At 68.2% G+C, this 23,599-nt stretch carries 22 protein-coding genes; 12 read left to right on the top strand and 10 right to left on the bottom strand.

The window, feature by feature from the left end; all coding sequences use genetic code 11:
* Nucleotides 1-39 precede the first annotated feature (39 nt).
* Nucleotides 40-1,866 (bottom strand): translational GTPase TypA, encoded by a 1,827-nt coding sequence (typA, locus tag DS843_RS10760; protein ID WP_149468875.1) that lies wholly within the window; start codon nt 1,864-1,866, stop codon nt 40-42.
* 268 nt (nt 1,867-2,134) lie between these two features.
* On the opposite strand from typA, the gene DS843_RS10755 reads away from it, so the two are divergent.
* The gene (locus tag DS843_RS10755) at nt 2,135-4,048 is read left to right on the top strand and encodes an autotransporter assembly complex protein TamA (protein ID WP_286192043.1); all 1,914 of its coding nucleotides are present in this window, start codon (nt 2,135-2,137) and stop codon (nt 4,046-4,048) included.
* A gap of 110 nt (nt 4,049-4,158) precedes the next feature.
* A complete protein-coding gene (locus DS843_RS10750) occupies nt 4,159-8,496 on the top strand; it encodes a translocation/assembly module TamB domain-containing protein (RefSeq protein WP_286192042.1) in 4,338 nt (1,445 codons plus the stop codon).
* Nucleotides 8,497-8,830: 334 nt separating this feature from the next.
* Here DS843_RS10750 and DS843_RS10745 read toward each other — a convergent pair whose 3' ends face one another.
* A complete protein-coding gene (locus DS843_RS10745; protein ID WP_149468874.1) occupies nt 8,831-9,640 on the bottom strand; it encodes an oxepin-CoA hydrolase, alternative type in 810 nt (269 codons plus the stop codon).
* Nucleotides 9,641-9,854: 214 nt separating this feature from the next.
* On the opposite strand from DS843_RS10745, the gene DS843_RS10740 reads away from it, so the two are divergent.
* Nucleotides 9,855-10,571, top strand: a complete 717-nt coding sequence (locus DS843_RS10740) for a rhomboid family intramembrane serine protease (protein WP_149468873.1) — start codon at nt 9,855-9,857, stop codon at nt 10,569-10,571.
* A 77-nt stretch (nt 10,572-10,648) separates the two neighbouring features.
* A complete protein-coding gene (locus DS843_RS10735; RefSeq protein ID WP_149468872.1) occupies nt 10,649-11,533 on the top strand; it encodes an S-methyl-5'-thioadenosine phosphorylase in 885 nt (294 codons plus the stop codon).
* A gap of 74 nt (nt 11,534-11,607) precedes the next feature.
* Here DS843_RS10735 and DS843_RS10730 read toward each other — a convergent pair whose 3' ends face one another.
* Both DS843_RS10730 and DS843_RS10725 read right to left on the bottom strand, forming a co-directional pair.
* On the bottom strand, nt 11,608-12,021 hold the full coding sequence (locus tag DS843_RS10730; protein ID WP_149468871.1) for a hypothetical protein: 414 nt from the start codon (nt 12,019-12,021) through the stop codon (nt 11,608-11,610).
* A 111-nt stretch (nt 12,022-12,132) separates the two neighbouring features.
* Nucleotides 12,133-13,053 carry a pseudouridine-5'-phosphate glycosidase gene (locus tag DS843_RS10725; RefSeq protein ID WP_149468870.1) on the bottom strand — a complete coding sequence of 307 codons (921 nt, stop codon included), beginning with the start codon at nt 13,051-13,053 and terminating at the stop codon, nt 12,133-12,135.
* Between the two features lie 107 nt (nt 13,054-13,160).
* Here DS843_RS10725 and DS843_RS10720 point away from each other — a divergent pair, with 107 nt between their 5' ends.
* The 3 genes from DS843_RS10720 to DS843_RS10710 all read left to right on the top strand — a co-directional run bounded on the left by DS843_RS10720 (nt 13,161) and on the right by DS843_RS10710 (nt 16,661).
* Nucleotides 13,161-14,192, top strand: coding sequence for a ligase-associated DNA damage response exonuclease (locus DS843_RS10720; protein WP_149468869.1), 1,032 nt, complete (start codon nt 13,161-13,163; stop codon nt 14,190-14,192).
* Nucleotides 14,189-15,766 (top strand): cisplatin damage response ATP-dependent DNA ligase, encoded by a 1,578-nt coding sequence (locus tag DS843_RS10715; protein WP_149468868.1) that lies wholly within the window; start codon nt 14,189-14,191, stop codon nt 15,764-15,766. The genes DS843_RS10720 and DS843_RS10715 overlap by 4 nt, the downstream gene beginning before the upstream one ends.
* A 121-nt stretch (nt 15,767-15,887) precedes the next feature.
* Nucleotides 15,888-16,661, top strand: a complete 774-nt coding sequence (locus DS843_RS10710; protein ID WP_149468867.1) for a hypothetical protein — start codon at nt 15,888-15,890, stop codon at nt 16,659-16,661.
* A gap of 81 nt (nt 16,662-16,742) precedes the next feature.
* Here DS843_RS10710 and DS843_RS10705 read toward each other — a convergent pair whose 3' ends face one another.
* From DS843_RS10705 to DS843_RS10685, 5 genes are all read right to left on the bottom strand, one after another.
* Nucleotides 16,743-17,192 carry a GNAT family N-acetyltransferase gene (locus DS843_RS10705; RefSeq protein WP_149468866.1) on the bottom strand — a complete coding sequence of 150 codons (450 nt, stop codon included), beginning with the start codon at nt 17,190-17,192 and terminating at the stop codon, nt 16,743-16,745.
* Between the two features lie 8 nt (nt 17,193-17,200).
* A complete protein-coding gene (locus DS843_RS10700) occupies nt 17,201-17,665 on the bottom strand; it encodes a DUF488 domain-containing protein (protein ID WP_149468865.1) in 465 nt (154 codons plus the stop codon).
* The gene (locus DS843_RS10695) at nt 17,662-18,081 is read right to left on the bottom strand and encodes a hypothetical protein (protein ID WP_149468864.1); all 420 of its coding nucleotides are present in this window, start codon (nt 18,079-18,081) and stop codon (nt 17,662-17,664) included. Before DS843_RS10695 ends, DS843_RS10700 begins: the two co-directional genes overlap by 4 nt.
* Before the next feature lie 92 nt (nt 18,082-18,173).
* Entirely contained in the window at nt 18,174-18,596 is a 423-nt protein-coding gene (locus DS843_RS10690; protein ID WP_149468863.1) for a hypothetical protein, read from the bottom strand.
* Nucleotides 18,597-18,709: 113 nt separating this feature from the next.
* Nucleotides 18,710-19,222, bottom strand: a complete 513-nt coding sequence (locus DS843_RS10685) for a YciE/YciF ferroxidase family protein (RefSeq protein WP_149468862.1) — start codon at nt 19,220-19,222, stop codon at nt 18,710-18,712.
* A 128-nt stretch (nt 19,223-19,350) separates the two neighbouring features.
* Between DS843_RS10685 and DS843_RS10680 the strand changes: the two genes are divergently transcribed.
* Both DS843_RS10680 and DS843_RS10675 read left to right on the top strand, forming a co-directional pair.
* A complete protein-coding gene (locus tag DS843_RS10680) occupies nt 19,351-19,593 on the top strand; it encodes a DUF6898 family protein (protein WP_149468861.1) in 243 nt (80 codons plus the stop codon).
* Nucleotides 19,594-19,905: 312 nt separating this feature from the next.
* The gene (locus DS843_RS10675; RefSeq protein WP_286192041.1) at nt 19,906-20,217 is read left to right on the top strand and encodes a hypothetical protein; all 312 of its coding nucleotides are present in this window, start codon (nt 19,906-19,908) and stop codon (nt 20,215-20,217) included.
* Between the two features lie 100 nt (nt 20,218-20,317).
* Here DS843_RS10675 and DS843_RS10670 read toward each other — a convergent pair whose 3' ends face one another.
* Nucleotides 20,318-20,761, bottom strand: coding sequence for a Ros/MucR family transcriptional regulator (locus DS843_RS10670; RefSeq protein WP_149468860.1), 444 nt, complete (start codon nt 20,759-20,761; stop codon nt 20,318-20,320).
* Between the two features lie 534 nt (nt 20,762-21,295).
* On the opposite strand from DS843_RS10670, the gene rpiB reads away from it, so the two are divergent.
* The 3 genes from rpiB to nrdR are packed head-to-tail and all read left to right on the top strand — an operon-like array spanning nt 21,296 to nt 23,589.
* Complete coding sequence (rpiB, locus tag DS843_RS10665; protein WP_149468859.1) at nt 21,296-21,727, top strand: ribose 5-phosphate isomerase B; 432 nt, start codon at nt 21,296-21,298, stop codon at nt 21,725-21,727.
* Between the two features lie 53 nt (nt 21,728-21,780).
* Nucleotides 21,781-23,091 (top strand): serine hydroxymethyltransferase, encoded by a 1,311-nt coding sequence (glyA, locus tag DS843_RS10660; protein WP_149468858.1) that lies wholly within the window; start codon nt 21,781-21,783, stop codon nt 23,089-23,091.
* Between the two features lie 33 nt (nt 23,092-23,124).
* Nucleotides 23,125-23,589, top strand: coding sequence for a transcriptional regulator NrdR (nrdR, locus tag DS843_RS10655; protein ID WP_149468857.1), 465 nt, complete (start codon nt 23,125-23,127; stop codon nt 23,587-23,589).
* The last annotated feature ends 10 nt before the right edge of the window (nt 23,590-23,599 follow it).

Below are 23,599 nucleotides of genomic sequence, written 5' to 3'. Positions count from 1 at the left end.
AGCCCTCCCGCATGTCCATGAACGCTCCGTGCCGAAGCCTCAGCTCGCTTCGGCTGCGCGGGCGTGGCGCTTGCGCTCGTTCGGGTCGAGGTAGCGCTTGCGCAGGCGGATGGACTTCGGAGTCACCTCCACCAGCTCGTCGTCACCGATGTAGGACAGGGCGCGCTCCAGCGTCATCTGGATCGGCGGGGTCAGGCGGACCGCCTCGTCCTTGCTGGTGGTGCGGATGTTGGTGAGCTGCTTGCCCTTGATGACGTTGACCTCGAGGTCATTGCCGCGGGTGTGCTCGCCGATGATCATGCCCTGATAGACCGGCACGCCCGGATCGATCAGCATCGGGCCGCGATCCTCCAGGTTCCACAGCGCGTAGGCCACCGCGGTGCCGTCGGCGTTGGAGATCAGCACGCCGGTGCGCCGGCCGGCGATGGTGCCCTTGTAGGGGGCGTAGCCGTGGAACAGCCGGTTCATGATGCCGGTGCCGCGCGTGTCGGTCAGGAACTCGCCCTGGTAGCCGATCAAGCCGCGCGAGGGGGCGTGGAAGACGATGCGGGTCTTGTTGCCGCCCGACGGACGCATCTCGATGAGGTCGGCCTTGCGCTCCGCCATCTTCTGCACGACGGTGCCGGAGAACTCCTCGTCCACGTCGACGACGACTTCCTCGATCGGCTCCAGGCGCTGGCCGTTCAGCGGGTCGGTCTTGAACAGCACGCGCGGGCGGCTGATGGCCAGCTCGTAGCCCTCGCGGCGCATCGTCTCGATCAGGATGCCGAGCTGGAGTTCTCCGCGGCCCGCCACCTCGAAAGCGTCGCCGCCCTCGGTGTCGCTGACGCGCAGGGCCACGTTGCCTTCGGCTTCGCGCATCAGGCGGTCGCGGATCATGCGGCTGGTGACCTTGTCGCCCTCGCGGCCGGCCAGCGGGCTGTCGTTGACCGAGAAGGTCATCGCCAGGGTGGGCGGGTCGATCGGCTGGGCGGCCAGCGGCTCGGCCACTTCCGGCGCGCAGATGGTGTCGGCCACGGTGGTGGTGGTCAGGCCGGCCAGAGCGACGATGTCGCCGGCGTGCGCCTCGTCCACCGGAACGCGCTCCAGGCCGCGGAAGGCCAGAACCTTGCTGACGCGGGCGTTTTCGATCAGCTTGCCGTCACGGCTCAGAGCCTTGATGGGCATGTTGACCTTGACGCTGCCGGTCTGGATGCGGCCGGTCAGGATGCGGCCCAGATACGGGTTCGCCTCCAGCGTGGTCGCCAGCATGGTGAAGGGCAGATTCTCCTCCACCTTCGGGGCCGGAACGTGGTCGCGGATCAGCTCGAACAGCGGGGTCAGCGTCTCGCGGGCGCCGTTCTCCAGGTCCGTGGTCGCCCAGCCGTTGCGGCCCGAGGCGAACAGGGTCGGGAAGTCGAGCTGCTCGTTCGAGGCGTCGAGCGAAGCGAACAGGTCGAACACCTCGTCGTGCACCTCGTGCGGACGGCCGTCGGGACGGTCCACCTTGTTGATGACCACGATCGGGCGCAGGCCCAGCTTCAGCGCCTTGCCCAGCACGAATTTGGTCTGCGGCAGCGGGCCTTCCGCCGCGTCGCAGAGCAGGACGACGCCGTCCACCATGGTGAGGATGCGCTCGACCTCGCCGCCGAAATCGGCGTGGCCGGGGGTGTCCACGATGTTGATGCGCAGGTCGTTCCACAGAACCGACGTGCACTTGGCGAGGATGGTGATGCCGCGCTCGCGCTCCAGATCGTTGGAGTCCATGGCGCGTTCGGCGACCTGCTGGTTCTCGCGAAAGGAACCGGCTTGCTTGAGAAGTTGATCGACCAGGGTCGTCTTGCCGTGGTCAACGTGCGCGATGATGGCGACGTTACGAAGATTCATGTGTCGGGGGCTCTTAAATCCGCTTTGGGGCTTCCGTTGCGCAATGCCGCCCCGACACCGCGGCTCAAGGCCACGCACAACAAAAGGCCCACCGAGATGGATCGGGGGCTCTGCCGGGGAAACTGTTGCGACGCAATATAATGATCCGGCTCCATAACGCAAGCGGTGAGGTGGTGGAAACTCGCCCAAAGCGCCTATGCGGAATTTCCTTGCGTCACGGCGACCGAATCATTGGCGTCTGGAACAACGAATCCCACATGGTCCGGTGATGACCCGCCGCGCTTCCGCTTCCCGCCTCGCCGTCATTCTCCTCTCCAGCGTGCTCGCCGCCACGCCGGGCGATCCGCCGCGCGCGCAGGATGCCGTTCCGGACGGCGCCGTGGAAGACGCCGCGCCGGACGATCCGACCCCTGACGCTCCCGGCCCGCAGATCCCTTACGAGGTGGAGTTCACCGGTCTGGAGGATGACGGCCTGCGCGACCTGCTGCGCGACAGTTCGTCCCTGGTCAGCCTGAAGGACGACCCGCCGCCGTCGGTGCTGGGACTCGAACGCCGGGCCGGCAACGACCGGGACCGTTTGCAGACCGCTCTGCGCTCCGCCGGTTACTACGACGCGGTGCTGGACATCCGGGTGGACGCCAGCCAGACGCCGGCCAGGGTGACGGTGGCGGTGACGCCCGGTCCCCCCTACCGCTTCCGGACCGTCACCATCGCCTCCACCGACGGCGCTCCCCTGCCGGGCGGGGATGTGACCCCCGGCGACATCGGCCTGCCGGTGGGGGAGCGGGCGCGGGCGCCGCAGGTGGTGGACGCCCAGTCCGCCCTGCTGCGCCGGATGACCGAGCGCGGCCATCCCTTCGCCACCGTCGCCGAGCGGCGCGTCGTGGTGGACCATGACGACCGCGGCATGGACGTGACCTACACGGTCGATCCCGGCCCGCTGGTGTTTTTTGGCGACACCCGGATCGACGGGCTGGCGAGCGTGGACGAGGGGCTGATCCGGGGGCGGCTGCCCTGGAAGCAGGGGGACATCTACAGCCCGGCCAAGATCGACCGGGCGCGGCAGCAGATCGCCCAGCTCGAAGTGTTCGACACCGTGCGGGTGCGGCTGGCCCAGGAACCGGGGCCGGGCGGCGTCACGCCGGTGGACGTCACGCTGGCCGAGCGGCTGCACCGCTTCATCGGGGCCAGCGCCTTCTACTCGTCGGAGGACGGGGTGGGCGGGTCGGCCTATTGGGGGCACCGGAACCTGTTCGGCGGAGCGGAGCGGTTGCGGCTGGGGGCGGAGATCGGGCGAATCGGCGGCGACAACGGCGCCGCGCAGGGACCGCGCGGCAGTCTGGACCTGCCGGACATCCGCCTGTCCGCCAATTTCCGCAAGCCGGACTTCCTGGCGCCGCGCCAGTCGCTGATCCTGGATTTCCAGGTCGCGTCGGAACAGCCGCCGGCCTACGACCGGGTCGCCACCCTGCTGTCCGCCTCGCTGGAGCGGCAGGTGACCGACCAGCTCAAGATCTCCTACGGCGTGTCGGGGGAGCGCGGGCGGGTCCGCTCCAACCTGCGGGAGTATCAGACCGGCTTCATCGGCGTCCCGCTGGGCATCGCCTGGGACGGGTCGGACAATCTGCTGAACCCGTCCAGGGGCTATCGGGCCTCTCTGCTCGCCACCCCCTGGTTTCCCTACACCGGGGACACCGATTCGATCTTCACGAGCTTCCAGATCAACGCGTCCGCTTATCGTGATCTGGCGGACGACGGACGCTACGTCGCGGCGGCGCGCATCGGCGTCGGCAGTACCGTGGGGGCGTCGCTGGACCAGATCCCGCCGGACCACCGCTTCTACGCGGGCGGCGGCGGGTCGGTTCGCGGCTATGGCTTCCAGAAGGCGGGGCCGCGCGACATCTACGGCGATCCGACCGGCGGGCGGTCGCTGTTCGAAGCGGGGCTGGAACTGCGCATCAAGGTGACGGAGACCATCGGCATCGTGCCTTTCGTCGATGCCGGCACCGTCTTCGACAGCGCCTTTCCGGACTTCAAGGAGCCGCTGAAGGTCGGGGCGGGAATCGGGGCGCGCTACTACACCGATTTCGGGCCGCTGCGGGCGGACGTCGCCTTCCCGCTGAACGCGGACTCTGGAGACGCGAAGTGGCAGCTCTATCTGAGTCTGGGTCAGGCCTTCTGATCCGTCCTCTCAACCGGTGACTCCGTTCCAGGTCGCATTTTTGCCGCTTGAACCGGGATCGCCCTTGCTCCTTCCCGTTATACCATTCGGGGAGTGCCGCAACGGGGTGCATGGTGTCGGCTCTGCGTCGTCTGATCGTCGTTCTACTGGCTATCGCCACCCTGACCGGGGCGGTCCTGACGGAGGCCGCCCGCGCGGCGGACACCGAGGGGGGCGGCTGGGGACCGGCCAACGCGGTCCGGCGCTGGATCGCCCAGACCATCGAGAAGGCGGTCAGCGGCCCCGATCTTCAGGTGAGGATCGGCACCATCGGCGGTGCGGTCCCCGTCAACTTCACGATCTCGGACGTCACGGTCGCCGACCGCGAGGGCGTCTGGCTTCGGCTTGAGGAATTGCGCGTCAACCTCGCCCCGACCGCGCTGCTGACCGGTCGGGCCAAGGCCGACGCGATCGAGGCGCAGCGGGTCATCGTGGAGCGCGCGCCTCTGCCCGCGGCGGAGCCGCATTCGCCGCCGCCCGACCAGGGGCCGGCCTCCCTGCTGCCCAGCCTGCCGGTCGGGGTCGCCGTGGACAAGCTGGCCATCGGTGAGTTGCGCTTGGCGGAACCGCTTCTCGGGCAGGAGGCACGGCTGAAGATCGACGGGTCGCTGGACCTCGCCTCCGGCGGCTCCTCGCTCGAAGCGCATCTGAACGTGGATCGTCTGGGCGAGCAGCCGGGAACGGTGGCGCTCGACGTCGTCTTCAACCCCGACGACAAGCGGCTCGATCTGAACCTGAAGGCGTCGGAGCCGGCGGGCGGGCTGATCGCCACGACGCTGAACATTCCCGGCTTGCCGCCGGTCAGCGCTTCGCTGGACGGGCAGGGATCGCTGGACGACTGGAAGGGCACCTTCACCGCCGCGGCGGAGAACGCCGCGCGCCTGTCCGCCGACGCCACCGTGCAAGCGGTGCCGGAAGGCCATGCCGTCACCATCGCGGCGACCGGCGACGTCGCGGCGCTGCTCGCTCCCGACGTCGCGCCGCTGGCCGGGCCGCAGCCGGCGCTGAAGGGGACCGTGGTCGTGGCACCGGACGGCGCCCTGACCTTGCAGCCGGTGGCCGTCGAGACCGCCGCCGCGACCGCCAGCCTGTCCGGGCGCGTCGGGGCCGACCGCCGAAGCCTGGACCTGCGCTACGAGGTGCAGGCGGGGCCGGACTCCACGCTGCGCGGCCTCGCCCCAGGCATCTCCTGGAGGGAGGGCATCGTGTCCGGCACCGCCCGGGGCACGCTGGACGCGCTGACGGTGGCAGTGGAGGGGCTGATCCGCGACCTCGCCGCCGACGATCCGGCCCTGGCTGCCGCCCTGGTTCCCATCGTCGGACCCGAGGTGCGGCTGGACGGGCGCGCGCTGCTCAACGCCGACACAGGCGACGTGGGCATCGAAGGAGTGACGCTGACCACCGCGGCGGCCAGCGCCGGGGCGCAGGGCGGCGTGAGTGGCTGGGGCCGGACCGCCGATGTGGCGGTTTCACTGAACGCCGACGACCTGTCGCGCCTGTCCGGTCTCGCCGGTCAGTCTCTGGCCGGGTCGCTGGCCTTGGCCGGACCGGTGCGGCGGCAGGAGGACGGCACCCTGACCGCGGGCCTCAGCGGCGCGCTGCGCGGTCTGGAGACCGGAACCCCCGCCGACGGCGTGCTGGGCCGCGATGTTACCCTCGCCGCGCAGGCGGTGATGGAGCCGGGCGGTGCCATGCGGGTCACCGACCTGACGGTGGACGGGCGCAACGGGCGGCTGACCGGCGCGGCGGCCCTGGTGGACGGGGCCGTGGACGCCAGGACCCGGCTGGAGATCGCAGACCTCGCCCCCGTGGGCACCGCCGCCGGGACGGAGATGGCCGGCGCCCTGACGCTCGACGCGACGGCGAAGGGGCCGCTCGACGCGCTGGTGGCGGAGGCGGCGTTGCAGGCCCGGAACCTCGCCGTGCAGGGTCGCCGCTTCGGCGAGACGCGGCTCAACGCCACGGCGCAGAACCTGCCGGGCGCCCCGCAAGGCCGGTTCTCGGCCCGCACGGAACTGGCCGGCGCCGGTCTGACGGCGGATGCCGCCTATGCGCTGGAGGGGCAGGCGCTGCGGATCAGCGACCTCGCGCTGGCGAACGGCCCCAACCGGATCACCGGGGCGGTGCGCGTGGCGCTGGACGCGATGACCGCGACCGGCAAGCTGGATGGAAACCTGCCGCAACTCCAGGCCCTGTCGGAGCTGGCGGGTGTGCCGCTGAACGGGGCGGCGGGCTTCACCGTCGCGCTCGACGCGCCGAACGGCAAGCAGGCGGCCAGCCTGACCGCCAACGCCAGCAACCTGCGCGTGGACGGCGAGGGCGGCCCGGTCTTCGCCGCGCGCCGCCTGACCGCCAACGCGGACGTGACCGATGCGCTGGGCAACGCCAGCGGCAAGGCGCGGCTGGAACTTCAGGACGGGGCCGCCGCCGGCAACGACCTGTCGCGCGTGACGGCCAACGTGGACGGCTCGCTCGCCAAGGCCGCCTTCCGGGCGGAGGCCGCGGGGGCGGGGCGCGACCCGCTGGGGCTGGAACTGGCCGGGGAGTTCACGCGGAACGGCACGCTGAACCGCATCCGGCTGGACCGGCTCCAGGGGCGCTACGGCGGCGAGTCCTTCCGGCTGACCCAGCCCGCGGCCATCGCGCTGGGGGACCGGCGTTACGAGGTGTCCGGCCTGCGGCTGGTCAGCGGCAACGCCCAACTCGCCGCCGACCTCGGTTTGAACGGGGAGCGGCTGTCGGGGGAACTGCGGCTCGACCGGGTGCCGATGGCGCTGGCCCGGCTGGCCGACCCGACCCTTCGGCTCGACGGCACGCTGAACGCGCAGGCGACGCTCGGCGGCACCGTCCGGCGCCCGCAGGCGGATGCCACCGTCCGCGTCGCCAACCTGAAGGCGCAGCAGACCACCCAGGCCGGCATACCGGGGCTGAACGCCACCGTGAACGCCCGCTGGCGGGAGGCCCGGCTGACGGTGGACGGCGATGCGGCCACCGGCAACAACACGGGCCGGCTGACGCTGAACGCCGCCGCGCCGCTGGCGATGGACCCCGACACGCTGGCCTTCTCCGTGCCGGAGCGCGGGCGGCTGGAGGCGGCGTTGCGGGGGGCCATCGACGCCTCGCTCGCCAACGACCTGCTGGCGGCCAGCGGGGACCGGGCGCGGGGCACGCTGCGGCTGGACGTGAGCGTCGACGGAACCGTGGCCGCCCCCCGGCTGGGCGGCACGGTGACTCTGGCCAACGGACGCTACGAGAACCGGGCGAGCGGCGCCATCATCAGCAACATCGACGCCCGCATCGTCGGCGACGGCGACGTCTTCACCATCCAGACCTTCCGTGGGCGGACCGCGAACGGCGGCGAGATCAGCGCGCGCGGCGTGATCCGCCCCGCCGCGGCGGACCCGCAGCAGCAGCTCGACCTCGCCATCCAGGCCGACCGGGCGCGGCTGGTGCAGAACGATCTGGCGGCGGTCACCATCGGCACCAACCTGACCCTGACCGGCAGCTTCCTGAATCCGCGGCTGGCCGGTCCCGTGCGGATCGAACGGGCGGAGATCCAGATCCCCAACCAGACCCCGCCGAACGTGGTGGATTTGAAGGTCGTCGAGGTCGGGAAGGGGCGCAAGGCGCAGCCGGTCAGCCTGAAGGACGGTCAAGGCGCGAATGGGCAGCCCGCCGCACCGGAACCGGCTTTCGCGATGATCCTGGACCTGACGGTGAGCGCGCAGAACCAGATCTTCGTCCGGGGGCGCGGGCTGGAGGCGGAGTTCGCGGCGCAGCTCGCCGTCACCGGCACCTCCAGCCAGCCTCTTGTCAACGGGCGGGTGTCCATGCTGAAGGGCGAACTGGACCTTCTCGCCAGGACCTTCACCTTCAAGCGCGGCATCGTCGAGTTCGACGGCGGTCCGACCATCGACCCGCGGCTGGATTTCCTGGCCGAAGCCACGGCCAACGACGTCACCGCGCAGGTTCTGGTGACCGGCACGGCCAGCCAGCCGAAGCTGGAACTGACCTCTCCCCAAGGGCTGCCGCAGGACGAGGTCCTGTCCGCCGTTCTGTTCGGAAAGTCGGTCGCCAACCTGTCGGCGGTGGAAGCGGTTCAGCTCGCCCAGTCGGCGGCGACCCTGGCCGGCTTCGGCGGCGGCGGCCCCGGCCTGATCGGCAACTTGCGCCGCGGTCTCGGGATCGACCGGCTGGAATTCACCAGCGGGGCGGATGGCCGTGGCGGGGCGGTGGAAGCCGGGCGCTACGTCAGCGACCGGGTCTATGTCGGGGTGGAGCAGGGCATCGGCGCGAACCAGAGCCGAGCCACGGTCGAGGTGGACATCACCAAGAACATCAAGGCCCAGGCGGATGTCGGCGCCGATTCCGAAACCCGCGTCGGCGTCAAGTGGGAGTGGAATTACTGACCGGCTCCACCGCCCCGCTTTGACGGGGAGCGGCGGTGTGCTATCGTGGCCGGCAAGGAGGTGACGCGCCTTCCGGTTCCTGAGTGGCGAGGCCGGTTTCCCAGCCCCGCCCCTTTGGGTTCTCAGCTATCCGGGTTGCAGTTGAAGCCGGCTTCGAACTCGATCTTCAACCGGAACCAGAAGCGTCTGAACCACTTCAGGAAACCTCGCAAGCGCGTCACCTCCTCTCGGGTTGCCGGATGGAAGAATCTCCACCGGCGCGTGACATCCATAGGAATGCGGCTCCGGCGTCAACCGGAAAGTTGATTGGAATCGCTCCTGTTCAACCGAGCCGTCATCGCGGGAAGACCGGCGGGCGCTTCTCGAAGAAAGCGGTGATGCCTTCCCTGGCCTCCGGGTGGTGAAGGGCTTCCACGAACAGGTCGCTTTCGCGGGCGAGTTGGGTGGCGAAGTTGCCGTAGGCCAGTTCCATCAGTCGCTTGGCGCGTCCCATCGCCGCCGCCGGACCTTCCGCCAGCGTCGCCGCCCAGCGCAATGCGTCGTCCAGTGCGCGACCAGGTTCGGCGATGCGATTGACGACGCCGAACTGCTGCAGGCGTTGCGGGTCCACCGGCCCGCCGTCGAGCATCAGTTCGGCGCAGAGCTGCGGGGGCAGGGCGCGGGCGAGGGAGATTGAGGCGCCGCCGTCCGCGTTCAGCCCGACCCGGACATAGGCGGTCAGGAACCGCGCGTCCGCCGCCGCGACGATCAGGTCGCAGGCCAGTGCCAGGGAGAAGCCGGCCCCCGCCGCCGGGCCTTCGACCGCGGCGACGATGGGCTTCGGGCATTCCCGCATGATGCGCACCCAGCCGTGGAAGCGCTCGATGGATTCGCGGTTTTCCGACCGGGACTTGCCGGCATGGTCGTAGAGTTGCGTCAGGTGTCCGCCCGAACTGAAGGCGCCCCCGGCGCCGGTCAGCACGACGGCGCCGATGCCGGTGTCGTGAGCGGCCTCCTCCAGCGCTTCCCGCCCGCGGGCCATCATGCCGTTGCCGAGCGCGTTGCGGGTTGCCGGGTCGTTCATCGTCAGCAACAGGACGCGGCCCTGCCGCGCGACCTCCAGTGAAGCGAATTCGGGCCGTTCGGTATCCGTTTGTTCGGGCATCAGCGTTTCTCCCCTGCGTCGTTGCGGTGTGCCGTTCCGTGGGGAAAACTGTGCCAGCCGTCCGGCTGCGCGACCAACCGGGCCGGGGGGTGTAGGACCGCTGCGCCGCGGGCGCATCCGGCGCCGCTTTCGGGCGCTGGTCATCGGAGGGAAAGCCCCCATATCGAAAGAGGATGAAGGCCGGGCACGGCGCCCCGGCAGGCGGTGAGGGGGCATGGTGCGCGCGGCCAGAGGGATACCCGCCAGAGGGATACCCTACGTCAACCAGGGCATCGTCATGGTCTGCACGCTCGCCTTCGTGCTGGGCCTGCCGCCAGAGCCCTTCGCCTTCGTCCCCGCCTATTTCTTCGGAACGGTGGAGACGGCCGGGCCGCTGCCGACCTGGGCGGTGTGGCGCGGGCTGTTCGGCCATGTGCTGATCCACAGCGACATCGTTCATCTTGTCAGCAACATGCTGGCGCTCTGGGCATTCGGCGGTGCGGTCGAACTGTCGATGGGCAGCCTGCGCTACCTGCTGTTCTTCCTGCTGTGCGCGGCGGTGGGGGCGGTGGTCGAGGGCGCGCTCGCCATCGATCCCATGGCGCCGCTGGTCGGGGCGAGCGGCGCGATCTGCGGGGTGATGGGGGCCTATCTGCTGCTGCACCCGCAGGCGACGCTGGGCGTGTCACCGGGGCCGCGCGTTCCGGCCTCCTTCGTGGTGGGCAGCTTTCTGGCGGTCAACGTCGCGATGACGCTGATGCCGCCGGGACCGGAGTCCGGGTTGGCGGACGTGGCTTGGGCCGCTCATCTGGGGGGCTTCGCGGCGGGAATGGCGCTGGTCGCGCTGTTCCGCCGCCCCGGCGTCGCGTTGTGGAGCGTCGCCCGCCTCAGCACCGCGGCGAAGGCCGCCGTCTACCTGACGCTGGTCGTGGTGCTTCTCCGCACGCTGTAGGCGTTGCCGCCGTCATCGTTGCCTTTGCGGGGCTGGGGCGGAATACTGCGCCCACCCATTGACGGAGGCATATGACTATGGCGGAAACCGGGTCCGCGCCGGTGCTCGGCGTGATCGGGGGCAGCGGCGTCTACGACATCGACGGTCTGGAGAACCAGCGCTGGGTGAAGGTGGAAACCCCCTTCGGCGACCCGTCGGACGAGTTGCTGACCGGAGAGTTGAACGGGCAGAAGCTGGTCTTCCTGCCGCGCCACGGCCGCGGCCACCGCATCCCGCCGTCCGAACTGAATTTCCGCGCCAACATCTTCGCCCTGAAGGCGCTGGGCGTGACCGAGATCCTGTCGGTGTCCGCCGTCGGCTCCCTGAAGGAGCATCTGCCGCCGGGCACCTTCGTGGTGATCGACCAGTTCATCGACCGCACCTTCGCCCGTGCCAAGAGCTTCTTCGGAACCGGTCTGGTGGCGCATGTGGCGCTGGGTCATCCGGTCTGCGGGCGGTTGGGCGACCTGATCGAGGAATCGCTGGCGGAACTCGACATCCCGCACCAGCGCCGCGGCACCTACATGGTCATGGAAGGCCCGCAATTCTCGACCAAGGCCGAATCCGAGCTGTACCGGAGCTGGGGCTGCGACGTGATCGGCATGACCAACATGCCGGAGGCCAAGCTCGCCCGCGAGGCGGAGATGTGCTACGCGACCGTCGCCATGGTCACCGATTTCGACTGCTGGCACCCGGAGCATGACCACGTCACCGTGGACGCCGTGATCCGGGTGGTGATCGCCAACGCCGGCAAGGCCCGGTCGCTGGTCAAGGCGCTCGCCCCGAAGATTCAGGTTCGTGACGGGCTGTGCGGCCAGGGCTGCCACACCGCGCTCGACAACGCGATCATGACCGCGCCGGACAAGCGCGATCCGGAGATGCTGAAGAAGCTGGATGTCATCCTCGCCCGTACGCTGGGCTGAGGGTAACAGTCAAAACAAAGCGGGGACCGGCGTGCGTCCGGTCCCCGCGTTTGTTCGAGAAAAACTGAAAAGGATCAGTGGCGGGTGCGCGCCGGGGTGACGTAGACGCCGTCCCAATCGACCCCGAACAGGGCGTCGTCGCCCGCCTCTTCCACCAGCTCGTCATAATCGCCGACGTCGATCAGGCCGAAGATCGACGCGGTGCCCGAGGCGTCCAGATCGCAGGTGATGACCCGGCCGGCGAACTCGACGGAGGTGAAGAACACTTCCGGCAGCTCCATGCTGTCCAGATCGGCGGACACCGCGCATTCGATCTCATGAACGAGGCGGGAGGAGAGGGACCCGCGCAGTTTCGCCGCCTGGGAGGCCCAGACGATCTTCTTCACCCGCGCAGCCGGGCGGTTGTCGGGTTCGCCGATGCCCTCGTCGGGCTGGGCGGCCATGGCGATCATCCGGGAAACCAGGTTCGACGGGCTGGGCGCACGCATAGAAACCTCCGCTGAAGAACGAGGGCAGATTCACCCGGCGTCGGTTAACGGCGTCTTAAACCCAGATGTCACGAATGGCTTACCACTTATGCTTATCGGCCTATGACCAACCTACGCCGTCAACGCGGCGTAGGCCACGGCCAGCCGCGCCGCAGTCACGGCGTTGTTGCGGATCAGCGCCATGTTCGCCGCCAGACTGCGCCCGCCGGTGATCCGCTCCAGCGCCGCCAGCAGAAAAGGCGTGACGGATTTCCCCGTGATTCCATGCTCTTCCGCATCCTTTAGCGCCTGCGCGATGGCCTGTTCCATGGCCGCGCCGTCCAGCGCGTCGGCCTCCGGAATGGGGTTGGCGAGGACCACGCCCCCCTCCAGCCCAAGGTCCCATTTGGCCCGCAGAATGGCCGCGACCTCGTGCACGTTGTCACAGCGATGAGAGACGGGCAGACCAGAGTTGCGGCTGTAGAAGGCCGGAAACGAGTCCGTGCCCAGGCCCAAAACGGGAACGCCGCGGGTCTCCAACACCTCCAGCGTCTTGGGCAGGTCGAGAATCGACTTCGCACCTGCACAGACGACGCAAACGCTGGTGCGGGCCAGTTCGTCCAGATCCGCCGAAACATCGAAACTGGTTTCCGCGCCGCGATGCACCCCGCCCAGGCCTCCGGTGGCGAAGACGGCGATCCCGGCCAGCCTCGCGGCGATCATCGTGGCGGCGACGGTGGTCGCTCCCGGAATCCCGGTCGCCAGCGCGACGGGCAGGTCGCGGCGGCTCAGCTTCATGACGCTCGTGCCGCCCTTGGCGAGCCGCTCCAGCCCATCGCCGTCCAGCCCGACGCGGATGCGCCCGTCCAGAACCGCGACGGTGGCGGGGATCGCCCCTTCGGCCCGCACCGCGTCCTCAAGAGCCTTCGCCGTCTCCAGGTTCTTCGGATAGGGCATGCCGTGGGAGATGACGGTGGATTCCAGGGCGACGACGGGCCGGCCCTCGGCCAGGGCGGCGGCGACCTCGGGCGTCGGGGACAGGCGGTCGTGCATGGTCGGTTTCTCCCTCGTTCGCCCGCATCCTGCGCCGTGGTGCCTGCGAGCGCAACCGGAGGAATCGGAATTTTGTCCTTTCGCGAGGACGACCTATATTGCAGGGCATGCCCGCATCGACCGCCTCACGAACCCCCGCCGAACGTTGGATCAAGGTGTGCCCGGAAGGACTATACGTGGAGCCCGGCGGCTTCCACGTCGATCCGCTGCGTCCGGTGGAGCGGGCGGTCGTCACCCACGGCCACTCCGACCACGCCCGGCCCGGACATTCCCATGTGCTCGCCACCGCCGGAACGCTGGCCATCATGCGGCAGAGGCTGGGCGAAGGGGCGGGCGGCGCGACGCAGGCGCTCGACTACGGCGAGGCGATCCGCATCGGTGATGTGACGGTGCGGCTGGCTCCCGCCGGCCATGTGCTGGGCAGCGCCCAGGTGATTCTGGAGCATGCCGGAACGCGGGTGGTGGTGTCCGGCGACTACAAGCGACGTTTCGACCGCACCTGCACCCCGTTCGAGCCCGTGCCCTGCGACGTCTTCATCACCGAGGCCACCTTCGGTTTGCCGGTCTTCCGTCACCCGCCGGACCTGGGGGAGATCGACAAGCTGCTGCACTCCATGGCGATCTTTCCGGAGCGCAGCCATGTGGTCGGGGCCTACGCGCTGGGGAAATGCCAGCGGGTGATCTCCCTGCTGCGCGCCGCCGGTTACGACCGCCCGATCTATCTGCACGGCGCGCTGGAACCGATCTGCAAACTGTACGAGGGGTTCGGCGTTCCCCTGGGTGAGCTTCGCCCGGCCACCGTCGCGGCGAAGGAGGAGTTGAAGGGCGCCCTGGTGCTGGCCCCGCCGGGCGCCGTGGCCGACCGCTGGGCGCGGCGTCTGACCGACCCGGTGGTGGCGATGGCCTCCGGCTGGATGCGGGTGCGGCAGCGGGCGCGCCAGCGCGATGTGGAACTCCCCCTGGTGATCTCCGACCACGCGGACTGGGACGAGCTGACGCAAACGCTGGAGGAGGTCGCCGCGCCGGAGGTCTGGGTGACCCATGGCCGGGAGGAGGCGCTGGTCCACCACGCGACCCAACGCGGCATCCGTGCCCGCGCCCTGGCCCTGGTCGGCTTCGAGGACGAGGAGGGGGCGTGAAGAACTTTTCCTCGCTGATCGACGGGCTGGTCTTCATGCCCGCGCGCAACGGAAAGATTCGCCTGCTGGCCGATTTCTTCGCCACCACGCCGGACCCTGACCGTGGCTGGGCGCTGGCGGCCCTGACGGAGACGCTGGTCTTCCACGAGGCCAAGCCGGCGGCGATCCGGCAACTGGTCGCCACCCGCGTCGATCCGGAGCTGTTCGCCCTGTCCTATGATTATGTGGGGGACCTCGCCGAAACGGTGGCCCTGATCTGGCCGGAGCGTCCGGAGCGGTCGAACAGCCTGCCGCCCTCCATGACCGAGGTGGTGGAGACGCTGCGCGCGGCCAGGCGCGGGCAGGTGATGGGGCTGGTGGAAGGCTGGCTGGACACGCTGGACTCCTCGGGCCGTTTCGCGCTGCTGAAGCTCATCACCGGCAGTCTGCGGGTGGGTGTGTCGGCGCGGCTCGCCAAGACGGCGCTGGCGGAGTGGGGGAAGGTCGATCTCGGCGATCTGGAGGAGTGCTGGCACGGGCTGACCCCGCCTTACGCGGATCTGTTCGCCTGGCTGGAAGGGAAGTCCGACCGGCCGGCGGCGGGGAAGGGCGCCGGCTTCCGCCCGCTGATGCTCTCCCACCCGCTGGAAGAGGAGGACATGGCCGCCCTGTCCCCCGCCGATTACAGCGCGGAATGGAAGTGGGACGGCATCCGCGTGCAGTTGGCGGCCCGCGGCGGCGAGCGGCGGATCTACAGCCGCACCGGCGACGACGTGTCCGGTGCCTTTCCGGACATCGCCGATCACATGACGTTCGATGCCGTTTTGGACGGGGAATTGCTGGTCGCCCGCGACGAGGGGGCGGTGGCACCCTTCAACGACCTTCAGCAGCGGCTGAACCGCAAGACGGTCACGGCGGCGATGCTCAAGGAATTTCCCGCCTGGGTGCGGCTCTACGACATCCTGTTCGACGGGGAGGAAGACTTGCGCGGTCTGCCCTTCACCGAACGCCGCGCCCGGCTGGAGCGCTGGTACGACGCGGTGCGGCCCCGCCGGATGGATTTGTCGCCGCTGGTGTCGTTCGACGGCTGGGACTCGCTGAAAGCGCTGCGCGAGGGCAGCCGGGAGAACAGCATCGAAGGGCTGATGCTGAAGCGGCGCGACAGCACCTATGTCGCCGGGCGTCCCAAGGGGCCGTGGTTCAAGTGGAAGCGGGGCGCGCTGACGCTCGACACCGTGCTGATGTACGCCCAACGCGGGCACGGCAAGCGGTCCAGCTATTATTCGGACTTCACCTTCGGCGTCTGGCGCGGGGAGGAACTGGTGCCGGTCGGCAAGGCCTATTTCGGCTTCACCGACGCGGAGCTTGTGGAACTCGACCGCTGGGTGCGCAACCGCACCACCCGCCGCTACGGCCCGGTGCGGGAGGTCGAACCGGGGCTCGTGCTGGAGGTCGCCTTCGACAGTGTGCACCCATCGAACCGACACAAGAGCGGTCTGGCGATGCGCTTTCCGCGCGTCCACCGCATCCGCTGGGACAAGCCGGCGGCGGAAGCCGACCGGCTGGAAACTCTTCAGGCGATGGTTGCTGGGTAGGGCGGGGCCGCATCTTCCATTTTGAACCGGGTCCGCGTTGACGGATGCGCGACAGCGCCTAGTCTTCCGCAACCGCTTGATGCAGCCAAGCGGTTGCAGAAGCCATCCCGGAGACCCCATCATGCCGTTCGTCGCCGCCGCCGAGTTCAAGAAACACAAGGCGAAATGCGAAGCCGAGGCGAAGAAGATTCCGAACTCCGCCGAGGCCGTCGCGGTCGTGAAGAAGTCCGGTGACGTGGAGAAAGCCGCCGCGGCCTGGGACAAGGCCTACAAGGCCGGGGACGCCAAGGCGCTGCGCGAGGCGCTGGCCGACCTGCTCCAGGCGACCAAGATCTTCCGCGCGAAGCTCAGCGCGGTGATCGTGAAGGCGCAGAAGGCGAAGAACGAGGGCGCCGTCGAGGTGGCGGCGGACATGCTGGGCGGTGCGATGAACGTCGAGCAGATGGCCCAATTGGAAAGCCAAACCGCCCTGAAGAAATTGGAGAAGGCCAGCGCAGGCAAGGAGATGCCCGCGACCACCTTCTTCGCCGACTGGACGGCGGCCAAGAAGATGTTCGAGGCCCTGACCGGCAAGAAGAAGCCCGCCGAAGGCTTCCTGCTTGCCTTCCGGGCGTCGAGTGGACTGGAAAAGGCGACGAAGGCGCTGGACGCGGCCACGCGGGCCAACGATGCGGACGCCTTGCAGAAGGCGATCAAGGCCTTCGAGAAGACCGGCAGCGAGTATTTCGCGACGGTGAAGAAGAAGGCCAAGGTGTCGGTCGCCGCCGACGACACCGACATCCCCGACGAGTCGGAGGAGGCGTTCAACTACGATCAGTCGCTGGCGATCCTGCTGAAGCACCTGAACATCATCCGCAAGGAAGCCGGAGACATTCTGGCTGCGGCAAGAAAGTAAATATATTCACCACAGAGACACGGAGACACAGAGAGAGGTTTACTCTGTGTCTCCGTGTCTCCGTGGTGAATCGCTACCAGTCTATCGGCTCAGCCGCATGTCGATGTGGTCGATTCCGACATCGTCATAGACGTCGCTGACGCGCCGGAAGCCGAAGCTGCCGTAGAAGGTTTCCAGATAAAGCTGTGCGCTGATCTGCACGTCGTGGTCCGGCCAGTCCCGGGCCAGCCGGTCCAGGCATTCGGCGACCAGCCGGCGGCCCAGCGCCTTGCCGCGCCACGCCGGGGCGACGGCCAGCCGCCCGAAGGACGTGGCCCCGGTCTCCGTGTCGGCCCCGAAGACGCGGGCGTAACCGACAGGCGTTGGGGCATCACCGTCATGGAGCGCCAGATGCAGCGCCACCGGGTCGCGCCCGTCCAGGTCGGGGAAGGGGGACGCCTGCTCCACCACCAGCACGCTCTGGCGAAGGAGGAGCATGTCGTGGAGCGTGCCGGCGGACAGGTCGGCGAAGCGGTACCAGCGGGATTGCATGGGAAACCTTAGAAGGAGAGGTCGGCGGGAGTCAGATGCTCCACCGTGAAGCCGAAGCGGTCGTGGAGAAGCTCGCCGACGCGGAGCCGGTGGCAGACGTGCGGCGACGCCTCGAAGCAGAGCAGGCAGGCCGGGCGTTCCCGCGCCAGAGCGGCGGCGCGGTTCAGGTCGTGCTCCGCCTCCGGGGTCCGCATCTTGTCCTCGACGATGGACCAGAAGCGGTCCAGGTCGCCTTGGTGGGCGGCGACGCGGCCTTCCTTGGGCGTGCCAAGTCCCTTCAGATGGACGTAGCCGATCCCCGCCTCTTCCAGCCCGGCGGACAGCGGCCTCTTGGAAAAGCCGGCGCGGCGGGACAGCGGCAACTCGCGCACGTCCAGCAGCACGCCGACGCCCCGCACCTTCAGCGCGCCGAGAACGGAATCGAAGGACGCGCCTTCGTAACCGATGGTGAAGAGAGGCGGAGCGTCGCTCATGACGCGGAGGGAAGGGCGTTGCGGATCATGTATTCCCCGATGTCCTTCGGCTTCACCTTGATATCGGTCAGTGGCTCGTCGGCGGACATCGCCTGGGCGACCAGCAGGCTGTTCTGCACATTGGTCAGCGTCACGCGGAAAACGCCGGAGGCTCCCTTCAGCTTCGGGTAGTAGGTGGGGTCGATCACTTTTTCCTTGCGCATCAGCCGCTCGATCACCGCCTCCTCCTCAAGGTCCGGCACGTCCTGGCTGTGGATCAGGCGCCAGTCGCCTTCGCCCGCCCATCCGGCCTCGATCGCGGCCTTCGCGGCGTCCTTGTCCGCGGCCACGCCCAGCTTGAAGATGTGCTTTCCCTGTCCGACGTCGGACGCCCATTTCGTCAGCGCGGCACTGCGCGCCACATAGACCACGGCCATTCTCGATCTTCCTCACCGGTCACACGGCCATGCTGCCGCGAAGCGCGCGGGGAGGCAACCGTCGGAAGGTGGGAGCGCCAGGGATAAGGAGGTCAGGGAAAGGAGGACTGGCGGGACAGGGGGGTGATGAGGATGCGGCTGACGACGTCCTTGCCGAACAGCTTCACGCTTTCCTCGTCGATCTTGCGGCGCAGGGCGGGCATGTTGGCGATGTTGCCGCGAACGATCCACCCCTCCTGGATGCCCAGATAGACCGCGCGCAGAGTGGCGTCGTGCAGGCGCGGGATGGCGACCTGGACCTCGCCCAGCCGGGTGGCGTTCGCCACCTCCAGCATCACTTCGATCTGCGTGTAGCGTTCCACCTGCCCGCGGGTGACGATCGGGACCATCACCGGCTTGATGCGGACCGAGGGCGGCAGAGCGGTCGGCCCCTCCGCCGCCCACGCCACCGTGCCGGAGAGGGCGGCGGTGGCGGCGATCAGAAGGGCACCGAGGATGCTTGCGACCCTGCGCATAGGCGGGCACCGGAAAAATCGATTGGATGATGCCGATTGTAGGGGATCACCCGTCCGCGTTCAACGGCGCCCGCTGTAACAAGAGACCCGGCCTATGATCCGCTTCGGCGGACTCAGGCGGCCTTTTGTCCGCCGGCCTGCATTGCCTTCTTGTTCACGTCGTTGATGGCGAGCATGTTCAGCTTCTTGTCGGTCTCCTTCTCCTCGTTCAGGGTCTGCTCCAGCAACTCAGCCACCTTTGTCAGGCCGCAGGCGCTGGCGTAGGCGTGGACGGTGCCATAGCTGGCGATCTCGTAATGCTCCACCTTCTGGGCGGCGGCGATCAGGGCCGCATCCTGCACCTCGGGGGCGAGGCCCATCTCCATGATCTCGCGCGCCTCGCTGATCAGCCCTTCCATCGCGTCGCAATGCTTGCCGCGGGTGCGGGTGTCCAGCTCCTCGAACACCTGCTCCAGCCGTTCGATCTGGCCGCGGGTCTCCTCCAGATGGGTCTCGAAGGCGGTGCGGAGCTTTTCGGAATGGGCCGCCTTGGCCAGCTTCGGCAAGGCCTTGGTGAGCTGCTTCTCGGCGTGGTAGATGTCGCGGAGTTCTTCGATCAGCAAATCCTGCATGGTCTTGGCAGCCATGGTTCCTGTACTCCCTTGCTGAGTTCTTGGTCCGCCAACAACAGGACGCGGCAGGCGGGGTTCCGGTACGGTCGTGCTGTGCTAAGGTGGTGACTGGTCCGGCGAAGGCCGGCGATGGAGATAATGCGATGGTGGGCAATCGGGCACCCGGAAGAGGGCAGCCGGCCGGCAATGGCGGCGGTGGTGGTGGCGGCGAGGTGCTGTTCGAGTTTCAGCGGGTCGGCAGTTATTTGAAGGTGATGGCCATCGACCCCGTCACCGCGACGGAGGTTTCGGTCGTCGGGCCGGCCACCGGCAGCCTGGAATTGCTGAAACGGACCGCGATCAGCAAGCTTCAGTTCGTTATGAAGCGCGACGCGGGCAAGCGCTGAGGCGCCCCCGCGGGAACGGACGCCAAGAAGCGCGCCCTCCCGGCGGGGCGGGGGGCGCGGCTAGTCTTGGCTTCTGCTGATGGTGAGCACTGACATCCCGGTGCCGGGCCTGCGGGACCGGTCCCGGAGCGAACTGCTCCCTTCCGACTCTAGACCTATGCCACGCCATGGGCACTGGTGCATCGGATGTAACGCCTGTAGAACCCGATCCACGAACGAACGGACCGCAACGCTCTCCGGGAGCGGCGGTCCTGACCGAATGCGGAGGGAGACGATCGCATGCGTTGCGCGACGGTCTTGCGGAGAATGCCCGTGCTGTTGAGAAGGACCCTGAAGCCGGCAGCCACGCTGCTGGTGCTGGCCGCGGCGCTGCAAAGCCCGGCGGTGCGGGCGGAGACTACCATCATCTGCACGAAGCCGGGCGTTCCGCTCTGCATGAGCGACACCACAACCTTCGTCAGCGCGGACAAGATGGCCTCCTGCCAGTTCGAGGTGAAGGAGTATGTGGATAAGACGATGGACTATCTGCGCTGCCTGAACGAGGAGAACACCAGCACCGGGCAGGAACTCACCCGTAATGTGGAGCGATTCAATTGCCGCCTGTCCGGCCGCAACTGTGGTTGATGCCCGGCGCGGGCTTGCCCGAAAAGGCACCGTGAAATGAATCAGGGCCGGCCTTCCTTGCGGGAGGCCGGCCCTGACTTATTCAGGACGGTGCAGGCGCTCAGCCGGCCTTGCGGCGGGTCTGGCGGCCAGAGCTGCGGCCGAGGCCGATTCGCTTCGCGAACTCGGACCGCTGCGCGGCGTAGTTCGGCGCGACCATCGGGTAATCGGGCGGCAGGCCCCAGCGCGCCCGGTATTCGTCCGGCGACATGTTGTAGGTGGAGCGCAGATGGCGCTTCAGCATCTTCAGCTTCTTGCCGTCTTCCAGGCAGACGATGTATTCGGGCGTCACCGACTTGCGGATCGGTACGGCGGGCTTCAGCGGTTCCGAAGGAACTTCGCGGGGTTGTGTGTTCAACCCCGTCAGCGACGAGTAGACCGTGTTGATCACCTCAGGAATCTGCTGCGCCGGCAGAACGTTCTTGCTGACATATGCGGAGACGATGTCAGCGGTCATCCGCAGAAGCTCGTTGTCGGGCACATCGGCGCGAAGCTGGTCACTCATTGCCTTAAGTCCTGATTTTTCATTTTGTCCCTAGCAACCAAGTTGCACAGCGTGATTTGAGTGTCAATATAATTTCGAGTGGAATGGAATTAAGTTATTTGGAAATTGCATGACGTTACAAGTTGCAGCAAATCAGATGCCCCAGGAAAAGGCCACGCTGCGGCTGCACTGCCCCAGCTTTAGGCACCGTCTAGTGCAGGGGAGCTAGGCGAGACCATGGGAATCGGGCATCGCAACTGACCGATTCGTGGTGCGACACCGAATCGGACGGCCTGCTTACTGCCCCTTGCCGTCAACGACGGCGGGAAATAGCGGAACATTTGTTCCCCATAGCGATCCCGGGCGCGACCCGCAGGCCGATTTCGTCGCCCACGCCATGGCGTGAGATCCTGTGTTTGGTGCAGAGCCCCCGTGCGTTGTGTCCTTCTGGCGGTTCGGGGCGATATCTGGTAGCGTGCGCGCCGTGCCGCCGTCTCCGCCGGGTGTCCCCCTCGGGCCGGCGCCGTTCGTATTCGTGCACGGAGTTTTTCTTTCATGACCACCATCGCGATCGCGTCCGACCACGCGGGCTACAAAATGAAGGCCCAGATCGCCTCCTGGCTGGCCGGCAACGGCCACGAGGTGCTGGATCTCGGCTGCAACGGCCCGGAATCGGTGGACTATCCGGACTTCGCCGCGGCCCTGGCCGCCGCCATCGGCGATGGGCGGGCGGAGCGCGGTGTTCTGATCTGCGGCAGCGGCATCGGCATCAGCATCGCCGCGAACCGGCATCCGGGCATCCGTGCGGCCCTGGTGCACGACGTGACGACGGCCCGCCTCGCGCGCCAGCACAACGACGCGAACGTGGTGGCCTTGGGCGCCCGCATCATCGGCGCGGAGATCGCGAAGGATTGCGTGGACGCCTTCCTGACGACCGGTTTCGAGGGCGGTGAGCGGCACAGCCGGCGAATCGCCAAGATGGGATGAGACGGCCCTTCACCCGGCCTGCGACTGATTTTTGAACCAAGGACCTGCCCGCCATGACCGTCACCAACGCCGACCCCCGCGCCGAGATCGGCCGCTTCTTCGCCGCCTCGCTCGCCGAGACCGATCCCGAACTGGCCCGCGCGGTGCGCGACGAGCTGGTCCGCCAGCAGGAGCAGATCGAGCTGATCGCGTCCGAGAACATCGTCTCCCAGGCGGTGCTGGAGGCGCAGGGCTCGGTCATGACCAACAAGTATGCCGAGGGCTATCCGGGGAAGCGTTACTACGGCGGTTGTGAATATGTGGACGTGGCCGAGACGCTGGCGATCGAGCGCGCCTGCAAGCTGTTCGGCTGCAGTTTCGCCAACGTCCAGCCGAACTCCGGTTCGCAGGCCAACCAGGCGGTTAATCTGGCCCTCCTCCAGCCGGGCGACTGCATCCTCGGCATGTCGTTGGCGGCGGGCGGCCACCTGACCCATGGCGCCGCCCCGAACCTGTCGGGCAAGTGGTTCAAGGCCGTGCAGTACGGCGTGCGCCGCGACGACCACCTGATCGACTTCGACGAGGTCGAGCGTCTGGCCCGCGAGCACAAGCCGAAGCTGATCATCGCCGGCGGCTCCGCCTATCCGCGTGTCCTGGATTACCAGCGCTTCCGCGCCATCGCGGACGAGGTCGGCGCCTGGTTCATGGTGGACATCGCCCACTACGCCGGCCTGATCGCCGGCGGCGTCTATCCGAACCCGTTCCCCTACGCCGACGTGGTCACCACCACCACCCACAAGACTCTGCGCGGCCCGCGCGGCGGCATGGTGCTGACCAACAGCGAGGAGATCGCCAAGAAGATCAACTCGGCGGTCTTCCCCGGCCTGCAGGGCGGCCCGCTGATGCACGTCATCGCCGCCAAGGCGGTGGCCTTCGCCGAGGCGCTGCGTCCGGAGTTCAAGACCTACGCCAAGAGCGTTCTGGACAACGCCCGCGCCCTGTCGAAGGTGCTGATCGACGGCGGCCTGGACATCGTGTCCGGCGGCACCGACAGCCACATCGTGCTGGTGGACCTTCGCCCGAAGAACCTGACCGGCAAGGCCGCCGAGGCGAGCCTGGAGCACGCCGGCATGACCTGCAACAAGAACGGCGTTCCCTTCGATCCGCAGAAGCCGATGGTCACCTCCGGCGTCCGTCTGGGCAGCCCGGCGGCCACCACCCGCGGCTTCGGCGTGGCCGAGTTCGAGCAGGTGGGCCGACTGATCGTGGAGACCCTGGACGGTCTGGCCGCCAGCAACTCCGGCGACAACGCGGCGGTCGAGGCGAAGGTGCGGGAAGAGGTGCGCGAGCTGTGCCGCCGCTTCCCCATCTACCCGACTCTGTAATCATCAAGACCGACTAAAGGGGAAAAGCCGGACATGCGCTGCCCGTTCTGCGGACACGAGGATACCCAGGTCAAGGACTCGCGACCGACCGAGGACAACTCGGCGATCCGCAGGCGGCGCTTCTGCCCCAGTTGCAGCGCGCGCTTCACCACCTTCGAGCGCGTCCAGCTCCGTGAGCTGACGGTGGTGAAGAGCAGCGGCCAGCGGGAGCCTTTCGACCGTGAAAAGCTCCTGCGCTCCATGCGCATCGCTCTGCGCAAGCGCCCGATCGACGCCGACCGCATCGACCGGGTGGTGAACAGCCTGGTGCGCCAGTTGGAGTCCTCCGGCGAGAGCGAGATCCCGTCGAAGCAGATCGGCGAGATGATCATGGTGGCGCTCCAGACGCTCGATCAGGTCGCCTACATCCGCTACGCCTCGGTCTACAAGGACTTCCGCGAGGCGTCGGACTTCAACGAGTTCGTCGAGCAGCTCGCCCCCGAACCCCAGAACGGGTGAGGAGGGCGGG

Source organism: Roseomonas genomospecies 6 (assembly GCF_008365375.1).
In the GTDB taxonomy this organism is placed as follows: domain Bacteria; phylum Pseudomonadota; class Alphaproteobacteria; order Azospirillales; family Azospirillaceae; genus Azospirillum.
The sequence above is the reverse complement of the archived record's forward strand: the minus strand, read 5'-3'. Positions and strand labels throughout refer to the sequence as shown.

Coding starts and splice junctions, on each gene's coding strand:
- typA (WP_149468875.1), bottom strand. CDS start 1,866: ATGAATCTTCGTAACGTCGCCATCATCGCGCACGTTGACCACGGCAAG.
- DS843_RS10755 (WP_286192043.1), top strand. CDS start 2,135: ATGACCCGCCGCGCTTCCGCTTCCCGCCTCGCCGTCATTCTCCTCTCC.
- DS843_RS10750 (WP_286192042.1), top strand. CDS start 4,159: ATGGTGTCGGCTCTGCGTCGTCTGATCGTCGTTCTACTGGCTATCGCC.
- DS843_RS10745 (WP_149468874.1), bottom strand. CDS start 9,640: ATGCCCGAACAAACGGATACCGAACGGCCCGAATTCGCTTCACTGGAG.
- DS843_RS10740 (WP_149468873.1), top strand. CDS start 9,855: ATGGTGCGCGCGGCCAGAGGGATACCCGCCAGAGGGATACCCTACGTC.
- DS843_RS10735 (WP_149468872.1), top strand. CDS start 10,649: ATGGCGGAAACCGGGTCCGCGCCGGTGCTCGGCGTGATCGGGGGCAGC.
- DS843_RS10730 (WP_149468871.1), bottom strand. CDS start 12,021: ATGCGTGCGCCCAGCCCGTCGAACCTGGTTTCCCGGATGATCGCCATG.
- DS843_RS10725 (WP_149468870.1), bottom strand. CDS start 13,053: ATGCACGACCGCCTGTCCCCGACGCCCGAGGTCGCCGCCGCCCTGGCC.
- DS843_RS10720 (WP_149468869.1), top strand. CDS start 13,161: ATGCCCGCATCGACCGCCTCACGAACCCCCGCCGAACGTTGGATCAAG.
- DS843_RS10710 (WP_149468867.1), top strand. CDS start 15,888: ATGCCGTTCGTCGCCGCCGCCGAGTTCAAGAAACACAAGGCGAAATGC.
- DS843_RS10705 (WP_149468866.1), bottom strand. CDS start 17,192: ATGCAATCCCGCTGGTACCGCTTCGCCGACCTGTCCGCCGGCACGCTC.
- DS843_RS10700 (WP_149468865.1), bottom strand. CDS start 17,665: ATGAGCGACGCTCCGCCTCTCTTCACCATCGGTTACGAAGGCGCGTCC.
- DS843_RS10695 (WP_149468864.1), bottom strand. CDS start 18,081: ATGGCCGTGGTCTATGTGGCGCGCAGTGCCGCGCTGACGAAATGGGCG.
- DS843_RS10690 (WP_149468863.1), bottom strand. CDS start 18,596: ATGCGCAGGGTCGCAAGCATCCTCGGTGCCCTTCTGATCGCCGCCACC.
- DS843_RS10685 (WP_149468862.1), bottom strand. CDS start 19,222: ATGGCTGCCAAGACCATGCAGGATTTGCTGATCGAAGAACTCCGCGAC.
- DS843_RS10680 (WP_149468861.1), top strand. CDS start 19,351: ATGGTGGGCAATCGGGCACCCGGAAGAGGGCAGCCGGCCGGCAATGGC.
- DS843_RS10670 (WP_149468860.1), bottom strand. CDS start 20,761: ATGAGTGACCAGCTTCGCGCCGATGTGCCCGACAACGAGCTTCTGCGG.
- rpiB (WP_149468859.1), top strand. CDS start 21,296: ATGACCACCATCGCGATCGCGTCCGACCACGCGGGCTACAAAATGAAG.
- glyA (WP_149468858.1), top strand. CDS start 21,781: ATGACCGTCACCAACGCCGACCCCCGCGCCGAGATCGGCCGCTTCTTC.
- nrdR (WP_149468857.1), top strand. CDS start 23,125: ATGCGCTGCCCGTTCTGCGGACACGAGGATACCCAGGTCAAGGACTCG.